Raw genomic sequence first — 1,274 nt, 5'->3', positions numbered from 1 at the left:
TGATATGTGCTGAATTAGCAGGAGACTTTCACTTGGGATATGCTAGGCAGCTAACCGATAAAAGTTCTCTGCTATTTGATTTGGCGTTTTAAAATCCAAACTCTTTTGAATTCTTCGCTGATTATAAAATAACACAATGTATTTTGTAATATCTGCTTTAGCTTCATCTCTGGTTTTATAGTTGCAATGATGCACTAATTCATTCTTGAGTATGCCCCAGAAACTTTCAATCGGTGCATTATCGTAACAGTCCCCACGTTTGCTCATTGAACCTTGAAAATCACATTTTTCCAGTATCTTTCGATATTCATGGCTGCAATATTGGCTGCCTCTGTCCGAATGAACAATTAAGCCTTTCGTTGGTTTTTGATTACGAATCGCCATAGTCAGTGCATTGCAAACAAGTTGTGCGGTCATACGCTCATTTAAGCTATAGCCAACCACTTGTTTCGTGTACAGGTCTTTTACTGCTGCCAAGTATAACCAACCTTCAGCAGTCCAAATGTATGTAATATCGCTTGACCATGCAAGATTGGGCTTAGTCATTGAAAACTGTTGCTCTAGTAAATTTGCGTAGATCGCTCGATTATGATCACTCTTCGTAGTTCTTTTGAAACGCTTATGACGCTTACAATACAGCTGGTTGAGCTTTTTTATTTGACGTACAGCATACGTACTGATTTTGATACCTTGCGCTTGTAAATGCTTAGTTAATCGAATATAGCCATAGCTTTGTTTAGTTTCCTCATGAGCTATTTTGACCAAAATTGTCTGTTGATTTCGCTGAACCAATCTTTTATTCATGCCTCGTTTTAGCCAATCATAAAATCGTGACACTGAAACGTGAAGTAATCTAGCCATAAAGCTAATCGGGAATAAATGTCTTTGCTGTTTCATATAGGCGTACCTTACTGACTTTCTTTCGCAAAGTACGCTGCTGCCTTTTTTAGAAATTCACGTTCCATTTCAGCTGTTTTGAGCTGTTGTTTGAGCTTTTTATTTTCTTCGAGTAAGGCATTTAGATCAGGTGAATATTGTTTAGTGCCTGCTAAGGTGCCAGTCTTTGCTTTATTATTCCAATTTGAAAGAGTTTGCATTGAAATGCCAAGTTGTCTGGCTGTTTCCGATACATTGCCTTGATTGGCTTCAATCAATTTTATTGCTTCAACTTTAAATTCTGCGGTGTAAGTCTTCTGTTTCTTGCTCATGGTAAACTCCTGATGAGTGTCTATAGTTTACCAAGTTAAAACCTCCTGTTTTCTCAGCACACATCA

General features: G+C 37.8%; 1 protein-coding gene. It reads right to left on the bottom strand.

What is annotated here, in order from left to right; all coding sequences use genetic code 11:
* Window positions 1-42 precede the first annotated feature (42 nt).
* Window positions 43-1,208 (bottom strand): IS3-like element ISAba21 family transposase gene (locus E2B99_RS12805; protein ID WP_085940850.1). Its coding sequence is split into 2 segments (ribosomal slippage): window positions 43-950 and window positions 950-1,208, totalling 1,167 coding nucleotides; the frame shifts between segments, so codons are not numbered across the junction.
* Window positions 1,209-1,274 lie beyond the last annotated feature (66 nt).

This window comes from Alkanindiges illinoisensis (assembly GCF_004377485.1).
Taxonomy (GTDB): domain Bacteria; phylum Pseudomonadota; class Gammaproteobacteria; order Pseudomonadales; family Moraxellaceae; genus Alkanindiges; species Alkanindiges illinoisensis_A.
This window is presented reverse-complemented; position numbering and strand designations above follow the sequence as displayed.